Raw genomic sequence first — 9,011 nt, 5'->3', positions numbered from 1 at the left:
GGGTGGCGGGGGTCATTCGATTCCCTCGCAGTACCGCAGCATGTTGGCGTGGGTCCATTGCTGGCCTGACTGCTCGACTTCGGCTTTGACCTTTTCTAGCCAGCGGCCATGCGCGTCGGTGATCTCGATATCCAACTGCTGCCACGCCAGGAGTTCGCATGCGGTTTCGTGGTCGGGGATGGTTCGGCGGCGTAGATATCTCCACGCCAGCTTGCTCAGCAGGGCGCGCTGGTCATCGGGCAGTTCGTCCCAGTAGCCGCCGGTCATGGCTGCCCTGCCTTTGCCAGTGCGACGGCTACACGGTCAGTCATGCCGGGAGTGGCCGGAGTGATGCCACCGGGCGCTGCCGGTACCGGACAGTCGGGTTTGTGACCTTGCGTGGCGACGTGGCAGCCGCACCTGGGGCAGCGGCCGGGGCCGGTCGGTGGAGTGAATTGACGAGCTTCGCCGGTCGCTTGACCGTTTGACTCGGTTACATCGGTTACACCGGTTACGAATTGGAGCTGAGTTTCGTCGTTTGTAACCGATGTAACCGGTGTAACCGACGAATCTCCCCTCTCCGAGGCGTGTTCGCGTTCTTCGTCGTCACTGTCATCTATCAGGCCATCGACATAACGCTTCCATGCGTCGGCGAACTGGGTCGCCGCGTATCCCTTGAATACGCTGCCTCCGTCGCGGTGAGCTTTGGAGGTGACACCATACTTCCGTAGCCGCTGGGCAAGGCTACGGTCGTCGATGGGTTCGCCTCTACGGATTGTCGGCCAGGGCGATTCTGGGAGCTTCAACAGGGCGGTGATGAGTTCCTCGGTGGGCAGCCTGTCGCGGTTGCTGCCATCGAACACCCGCTTGATGTCCCGCAACAGCAGGACGCCGATACTCGGGGGTCGCCGCTTGGATGCGGTTACAAGGGTTACAGCGGCTACGCGGGCTGCCTTAGCCCATCGCTCCCCGGCGAGGTCAGCGACCGCCAACAACGCCTCCCAGACGTCGGCGTCGCGATCATCGACACCCTTCGGCATTTTGGGCCAGAAGTCCCCCACAAGAGACTCTTTCGCCACACTGGACCAGGCGGCCAGGTTGTCATAGAGCCTCTGTGCGTCTGACTTCACCAGGCGTAACCGCCACGGTTCAACACGTTCGTCGGCGGCTCGTCGTCGCATCCGCACTACGACACTCCGTGACATCAGTGTGTCGGGCAGGTCGTCTAAACCGGCAAGTGCCACAGCGCAATATGCAGGCAGTTCCTCGGTGAACACCTCTTTGCCGCGGACGACACAGTGCCCGGCCATTGCCCCATTGCGGTGGCCGGCGTTCAGCATGCCGCGAATTTCTTCGTTGTCCTTGGCCCTCGGCCCGAACACCGTGTCGATCTCGTCGTAGAGCAGCGTGGGCAGGCCGGCGGGGTCGGACACCTTGCGGAACAGGTACGCAGGTGTGGTGTTTACGGCATGTACCGGCCGGGGCACCAACGGTTCTGTGACTTCCAGGGCGCGCGATTTCCCGCTGCCCGGTTCCGGCGAAAGGAACGCGATTCGCGGCGTCGATTCCCAGCGGTCCATCAGCCAGCAGTGCGCGATCCACAGCACATGCGCAACGCGTTCATGGTGCGACGGATAGACAACGAATCGCCGGACGAAAGACGCTATGGCATCCAGGATTTCGGCAGTCAGGTCACGGAGTTCACCACCGCCAACCTGTTTGTCGGGGCCGGCAAAAACAGGATCGCTAAACATGCTGCCGCTCATATCTCACCCCGCAGCGCGCCAAGTCGTCTGGCGCAGTCGCGGATCGTCAACACGGCATTGGTGACCAGCGGCGTCAGGTCGGCCTCGGGCGCAGTGCCGGCCGCCGCAACCAGCGCGGTCCCGACCGACTCCGTTTGGCGGCGCAGCGATTTGGAAACTACCGCTGCCGCGTAATGCCCTGCCGCCGATGCGCATGCACCGGTCGTTGTGGCAGTCCTCAGTGCGGTGGCCGTCTGCCGTGTCAGTGAGCCGGTGCGTCCCAGCTCATCCAGGGTCAGTTGCGGCGACGGCGGAACATCCCGGCCCACCAGTGTCCGGATCGCCTTCAACAAGACGTTCAGCGGCGGGTCTACGTCGTCATCATGGACCAACGCCAGGACGGCAGCGGCTTCGGCGCTGCTGCTGTACATCAGTGCCCCGACCAACATTTCGGCGACGCCGGGCTCCGGTCCGACAGGGCAGATCTGGCGGTCCATCATGCCGGGCACCCCGCAATAGAGGCTGCGGCGACCTCTCCGCCCGTGTGCTGCTGGGCGATCGGGGTAGAATCGAGCACAGCGATTGGCGTCGTGCGGGTGGCCCGGTCCTCAGCGGCCGGGCTTCTTCGTCTCTGCATTAGGCACCGCCGACCGATGTCAGGAACTTATCAAGGTCGGATTGTTTGACCTTCAACAACTTTGGCCCGACCCGAGTGGCGGCGAGTTGCCCGTTCTTTACCCAACGACGCGCGGTCCTGTAGTGGACCCCAGCCTGTATAGCAACTTCAGGCAGCCCGATGAGTGGTTCGGGTTGCCGACGTTCGCGGCGATTGGCGGGGATATTCGCGGATTTGACCACGTGAAACCTCTTTCGGGGCATGCGGATACCGCAGATGCCTCCGGATAGAGGGAGCCAGACAGGGAACGTCCACTCGCAGCACAGAGTACCCGTAAGGTACGCAAAGTGTCGTTACGGCCTTTTGCGGCGTGTTGCCGCATCCTTCTTTTGCGCAGCGTCGATCAGCGCCAGTGATACACCGCCGGCGCCGGCGCAACCCTTTAACAGCCGGTGCAGCAAGCTCATGTCCTTGACGAGAACGTGCATCGGGCACCGGGGGCAGTCGAACTGGTACTGGGACCATTCACGCAGGCCCGGGACCAGCGCCTCGGAGTCGCCAGATTCGTGCGGGTTCCACGACCATGTTTCCTCGACTTGACCGGGGCCGGAGATGAAGACCTCGCGGCGGAACGATTCGAGCGGCACCCGTGGGTGCGGATGGCCAGAGGAGCCCTCACACCACACCACGGCATCCGGCTGGCGCTCACCGTCATCCCACGTGACGCCAAGGTCGTGGTCGACGTGCCGGGTCATGTGCCCGAGCCGGCGCAATTCGCGAATGGTCTCGTCGTCGTCAGTCACTACGCACCGCCTCCCGCAGCGAGTTTCGACAACCGTTCGGCGATCACGGCGTCCCGGTTCTCTGCGACGTGCTGGTACCGCAGCGCCATCGCGGCCGTACTGTGTCCAAGTCTGTGCATGAGTTCCGCTGTGGTAGCGCCTGATTGAGCTGCCAGCACTGCACCGACGTGGCGTAGGTCATGGACGCGCAAGTTGGGCTTACCGATAGCCTTGCGGGCTTTCTCCCAGTGCGTGCGGTACAGGTCCGCGCGCAGGTGGTTGCCGTCCGCGCCGGGGAACAGCAGGGAGTCGGCGGGCTTACCGACGTGACTCTTCAAGTGCGCCTTGAGGATCGGCCGGATATGCGGCGGGACTGTGACATCACGGGATCCGGCGCGGGTTTTCGGCTCCCCAACAGTGAACTTGCCGCCCCGGTAGGTGACCGCCCGGCGGATATGCAGCACGTTGCAATCCGCGCTGACATCACCTCTGCGGAGTTCGGAGGTTTCACCCCAACGCAATCCGCACCATCCGGCCATCAGGACGCTGGCGCGTAGCTCGGCGGGCATCTTGGCGGCCAGGCGGTCCAGCTCGGCCGGGGTGAGCACTTCGACGTCGCGCTTGCGGGTGGTCTGCATCGCGGCGCGGATCCGGCACGGGTTGGCGTCGAGGACTTCATCCTGCACCGCAGTGGCACAGATGGCGTGCAGCAGCGCATAGGAGTGCGCATTGCGGGTCGGGTGATCGGAACCAAGCCCAGCGTGCCACTGGCGAATCTGGGCCGGGGTTAGCGTGACGATCTTGGCGTCGCCCAGATCTGGCAGAATCAGCCGCTCCAACATCGACTCATAGTGTTGGCGGGTGCGGGGGCGCAACTGGCGCTGCTGAATCCACCGATCGGCGTAGGTGCGCAGAGTGATGCCGTCGGAGCGTTCGACGGCACCCCAGGTACCCAAGTCGATTTTTCGGCGTTCCGCGGCCAGCCACGCCTCGGCGTCGGTTCGGTGCACATAGGTGCGCGGGCCAAGGTGGAGCTTGCCGTCAGGCCCGACGTAGGCGGCGCTGAAGCGGCCGGAGCGTTCGGCGCGGATGCGGCCGAACCCGCGGCGCTTGGCGGCCATTAGCAGTAAATTCTGCACAAGAAATGCACAACACGAGTGTTACACAACGCCCGGCAATGTGACATACTGCCGGATGGGTGGAAGTGCTTAAACCACTGTTGAGAGCACGGAAACCACAGGTAATGACAACAGCCACGCCGAAAGCTCAGTCAGGTTCGAATCCTGCCGGGGGCACTAGAGTCTGTACCTTCCCGACGACGCTCCCATCCCGGCAACGTTCCGGCTTCAGGTGGGCCAGCGCCGACGATGATCCCGCCTATTTTCGACAGCGGCATCGTCCAGGACGCGACGCACCTCGCCATCGACGGGGCACCGCAGACCATGGCTGTGTCGCGACCGAAAGCGACGACGCATGCAGGGTGGATGGCCCTTACGGGGCGACTCATGTGCACGGTGTGACTGGGGTGACTCGCGACGCCGCACTCCTCTGCAGTGCCGCGCAGTTGTCTCGGTGTACTACTCGGAAAAGCGTCCGAATCGTGCAATTATGGGCTTCGTCACATCTTCGGATGGCCACCAAGTTGCCGGGTGGGAGGACCACCATGTCGTATCTAATCACCGCGCCGGACCTGCTGACGATAGCAGCGGCAAATGCAGAGGGTATCGGTTCCTCGGTGCTGGCGGCGAACCTGGCGGCGTTGGCCCCGACCAGCACGCTGATGGCCGCTGCCGCTGACGAAGTATCGGCGGCGATAGCATCGCTGTTCTCCGGCCACGCTCAGGAATACCAGGCGCTCAGTGCCCAGGCGGCGGCGTTTCATGAGCGATTTGTGCGGGCATTGAGTGATGCCAGCCGGGCGTATGCGGCGGCGGAGGCGGCCAATGCGGGCCCGCTGCAGGTCGTTGTCGACGACATTCTGGGTGCCATCAATGCGCCCACGAACTTTCTGTTGGGGCGTCCATTGATCGGCGACGGGGTTGACGCCATGCCCGGCACCGGGCAACCCGGTGGGGCGGGCGGGATTTTGTTGGGCAATGGCGGCGCCGGTGGGTCGGGTCCGGTGGGCCAGCGGGGAGGGACCGGCGGCAGTGCCGGGTTGATCGGTAACGGTGGACCTGGCGGTACCGGCGGCATCGGAGGCGGGGCCGGCGGCACCGGCGGCACGGGCGGCTGGCTGCTGGGTAACGGCGGGGGCGGCGGCGTCGGCGGGCTCGGCATAGGATCCATCGCCGCCGGGACCGGCGGGTTGGGCGGAAGAGCGTTGTCCTTGTTCGGCGCGTCGGGAGCCACCGGCAGCGTTGGGGAGACTCCAGCGGTGCTGTCGGTGTCTCAACAACAGGCCCTCGCTCTGCTGACGATGGCGCCAGATGCGAATTTCCTGTTGATCGGCACCGACGGCACGAATCTGGCCGCAATCCTGGCCGACCCGGCTGGCACCCCGAACTTCCACGCGCTGATGCAGGATAGCGTCACCTCCGCGTCGACGATCGTCGGGCACACCAGCATCTCCAACCCCTCGTGGACCACTATCCAGACCGGTGTGTGGAGCGAGACGGCCGGCGTGACCAACAATGTCTTCACGCCTTGGACGTACGACACCTGGTCGACGGTGTACAACCAACTCGAGGCCACCTGGGGCGATCAGGTCAACACCACGGTCATCGCCAACTGGCCTGTCATCACCGACATCGCCGGCGCCGGCTCGCACCCCGCCGACAACATCGAATTCGTCCCCCAGATCGCCGGCGACACGAACTGGATAGCAACGCAAAACCTGGTCGGCCAGAAATCCCAGGCCGCGATTCTGGCCGCCGATCCTAACGAAGGCAATCTCATCTTCTCCTACTTCGTAGGTGTCGATGAAAACGCGCACATGTACGGCGGTGATTCGCCGCAGTACCAGATGGCCATTCGGAATATGGACGCCAATCTCGGTCGGCAACTTCCTACGAGTATGGGCGGTTCAGGCCTGTTGGGAGCCGTAGCCGACTGGGAGCAGATGTACCCCGGCGAGCAATTCTCCACGCTCGTGGTCACCGACCATGGCGAAACAGGACCTCAAAATTTCAGCCTCACTCATGGCTTTCAATCACCCCGCGAGACAGCGACATTCCTGATCTTCGATCAGGCCTTCAATGACGGGACCGACGGGTTCATCAACAACTCGTGGCAAATCGTCAGCACGACGCCGACGATCATGGATCACTTCGGCATTCCGCCGTTGCCGTATATGCAGGGTGCGCCCCTGACGTCGGCCGTCTTCGATGGCACTTACGTCGATCCCGGCCCCAACCTGTTCAGCGTGCTCAGCGCCGATTTCGCCGGACAGGGCTATCCCGATATCGCGACCAACGTGAGTCTGGGGTCGCGCACGGTCGTAGCCACGATTCCTTACCTGGTGTTCGACCCGATACAAGACATTGTCGATGCCGTGCCCAGCTTCTTGCAGGTGCCGGTCTCATGGATCGGCGCCGGCGTCTACCAGTCGCTTAACATCCCCGCCCAGATCTGGGTCCGGCTCACCGGTGTGACCGGCAACGACATTATCCCGCCGGTTCTCAACCCCTTCCTCCCCTAGGACTCATCGAGCCGGTTCCTCGGCGGCGGCCTGGGCGACTTGCTGGGCCTGGAAAGCGTTGCCTGACAACCCTGATCGAAGAGACTGGGTCAGGCAGCCCCTGAACGCAGGCAAGACTGCACGCCTTGTCCGCTCGTGCGGACCAACAAATTGCCAGAGCGCCAGATCTCACCTCACTAGCTGTCGACCGGCTGCAACTTGTGCGGGGTCAGACTCAAGCGGTCGCTGCAACACCTGATTGGTTAGGTTCGGCAGCGAGTCGTGCGTGATAGGTGAGATCGTCGGAAGCGGCTAGGTACGCGCGAGCGGCGGCGCGCAGCCGTGATGGTTGTGGGGGGTCGCGGTCGCTGATCTGAACAAGACCGGAGCGCAGCAATTGGTCGTGAGCCTGGGTGAACAGCGGCGCGTGCTGAGGCCGGTGTCGGTGATGCGGTAGCGGCGGGTGCCGGGAATGCGTTCGATGAGTCCGTGGGTACGCGGGCGCCGCAGGTCGTAGGTCATCTGCCTGTCAAGGCAACAATCCAGCCTTCCCGTCCTGGCCAAGTAACTGCCCGCCGATAGCGCCGGCGCCAACGCTACCCGCGGTTGGGCCGATCCCGGCGTTGCCACCGTTGCCGCCATTTCCAATCAGGATGGCGGTCCCCCCGACGCCGCCGGCACCACCGACACCCACCGATTCGACGGCGCCACCGCTACCGCCGTTACCGCCATTGCCGATGAGCCCAGGGGTGCCGCCGGCCCCGCCTGCCCCACCGGCAAAGCTGATTGCAACGCCACCGGCTCCGCCGGCACCGCCGGAGCCGGCGATGGGGCCGGCCTTACCGCCGGCCCCGCCCGCTCCGCCGGCAGAGCCGCCGAGTCCGCCGGATCCGCCCGCCCCGCCGGAGCCGAACAACAGGCCTGCGTTACCGCCGCTCCCGCCGGCTCCGCCAGTTTCAACGCTATCCCCGCCGGCACCGCCGGCCCCACCGGCCAAGCCGAAAATGGTGAGCCCGCTTGCGCCGCCGGACCCTCCTGCCCCGCCGCTGTTGAGCAGTCTGCCGGCCCCGCCGGCGCCGCCGGTGCCGGTTGACGAGATCCCGCCTGCGCCGCCGGCGCCGCCGGCGCCGAACAGCATGGCGGCCCCGCCGGTGCCGCCGACCCCACCGTCGCCGGTCGTCGACGCGCCGCCGGCTCCGCCGGCCCCGCCGGCGCCGAAGAGGATCCCGCTGGCCCCGCCGGCGCCGCCGGGCATATCGGCCGCGCCGGACCCGCCGGTTCCGCCGTTGCCGAACAACCATCCGCCGGCCCCGCCATCAGCCCCGGTGCCCGCAGTCCCGTTGGCGCCGTTGCCGATCAGCGGGCGCCCGGTCAAGCTCTGGATGGGACCATTGACGGCGTTGAGCACCTGCTGCTGCAGATTGTGCAGGGGCGAGGTGCTGGCCGGAGCGTTGAATCCGTCTGCGCCCAGCAGCAGACCGCTGATCCCACCGGCGCCGACGCTGCCCGCGGTTGCTCCGGTGCCGCCGTTAGCGCCGTTGCCGCCGTTGCCGACCAGTATTGCGGTGCCTCCGGTTCCTCCGGGCCCGCCGGTACCGGCCGCGGCGGCGCTCCCGCCGCCGTTACCGCCGTTACCGCCGTTGCCTATCAGCCCGGGCATGCCACCGGCCCCACCCCCACCGCCGAGGGAACCCGCGGCGATGCCGGCGTCGCCGCCAGCCCCACCGGGGCCGCCGGAGCCCCACAACAACCCGGCCTTACCGCCGGCTCCGCCGGACCCACCGGCGAGGGATCCCAACCCGCCGGCCCCGCCGGCCCCGCCGGCCCCACCGGCACCGACCAGCAGGCCGGCGTTGCCGCCCAGCCCGCCGGCCCCGCCCGCGGCAAAAGTGCTGGCGCCGCCGGACCCTCCGGCCCCGCCGGAACCGACGGCGAGTAGGCCGGCGTTGCCGCCCGCCCCGCCGGTGCCGCCAAAGTTCCCGTTTCCGAACCCGCCGGTGCCGCCGTCACCGCCGGCGCCGAACAGCCCACCGGACCCGCCAGCCCCGCCGGACCCGCCGGTTGTTCCCCATCCGCCGGGGCCGCCGGCGCCACCGCTGGCGAACATCCCGCCGGTACCACCAGCCCCTCCGGTCCCGCCATTGACGGCGCCGGCCCCGCCGGCCCCGCCGGTTCCGCCGCTGGCAAATAGTCCGCCGGCGCCGCCGGCCCCGCCCGCACCGCCGTCCGCATTATTGCCTGCGAGCCCCCCCGTTCCGCCGGCCCCGCCG

The 9,011-nt window shown here is 66.4% G+C and carries 7 protein-coding genes and 1 pseudogene; 1 reads left to right on the top strand and 7 read right to left on the bottom strand.

From position 1 onward, the window contains the following. Positions 1–12: 12 nt before the first annotated feature. From F0Q45_RS21965 to F0Q45_RS21940, 6 genes are all read right to left on the bottom strand, one after another. Positions 13–267 carry a hypothetical protein gene (locus F0Q45_RS21965; RefSeq protein ID WP_149655938.1) on the bottom strand — a complete coding sequence of 85 codons (255 nt, stop codon included), beginning with the start codon at positions 265–267 and terminating at the stop codon, positions 13–15. Beyond that, positions 264–1,733, bottom strand: a complete 1,470-nt coding sequence (locus F0Q45_RS21960; RefSeq protein WP_149655937.1) for a DUF3631 domain-containing protein — start codon at positions 1,731–1,733, stop codon at positions 264–266. The genes F0Q45_RS21965 and F0Q45_RS21960 overlap by 4 nt, the downstream gene beginning before the upstream one ends. Positions 1,734–1,741: 8 nt before the next feature. Then, positions 1,742–2,224: a hypothetical protein gene (locus F0Q45_RS21955; protein ID WP_149655936.1), complete on the bottom strand. Its 483-nt coding sequence runs from the start codon at positions 2,222–2,224 to the stop codon at positions 1,742–1,744. Between the two features lie 136 nt (positions 2,225–2,360). Beyond that, on the bottom strand, positions 2,361–2,603 hold the full coding sequence (locus F0Q45_RS21950; protein ID WP_149655935.1) for an excisionase family DNA-binding protein: 243 nt from the start codon (positions 2,601–2,603) through the stop codon (positions 2,361–2,363). Between the two features lie 90 nt (positions 2,604–2,693). After that, positions 2,694–3,143, bottom strand: a complete 450-nt coding sequence (locus F0Q45_RS21945; protein ID WP_149655934.1) for a hypothetical protein — start codon at positions 3,141–3,143, stop codon at positions 2,694–2,696. Continuing rightward, complete coding sequence (locus tag F0Q45_RS21940; RefSeq protein ID WP_149655933.1) at positions 3,143–4,243, bottom strand: tyrosine-type recombinase/integrase; 1,101 nt, start codon at positions 4,241–4,243, stop codon at positions 3,143–3,145. The genes F0Q45_RS21945 and F0Q45_RS21940 overlap by 1 nt, the downstream gene beginning before the upstream one ends. A gap of 542 nt (positions 4,244–4,785) precedes the next feature. Here F0Q45_RS21940 and F0Q45_RS21935 point away from each other — a divergent pair. Then, complete coding sequence (locus tag F0Q45_RS21935) at positions 4,786–6,762, top strand: PE domain-containing protein (protein ID WP_149655932.1); 1,977 nt, start codon at positions 4,786–4,788, stop codon at positions 6,760–6,762. Between the two features lie 1,168 nt (positions 6,763–7,930). Here F0Q45_RS21935 and F0Q45_RS30325 read toward each other — a convergent pair. After that, positions 7,931–8,113: pseudogene (locus F0Q45_RS30325) on the bottom strand (PGRS repeat-containing protein); the annotation flags it as partial. Positions 8,114–9,011: the final 898 nt, after the last annotated feature.

It is taken from the genome of Mycobacterium simiae, from assembly GCF_008370645.1.
Lineage (GTDB): Bacteria > Actinomycetota > Actinomycetes > Mycobacteriales > Mycobacteriaceae > Mycobacterium > Mycobacterium simiae_A.
This window is presented reverse-complemented; position numbering and strand designations above follow the sequence as displayed.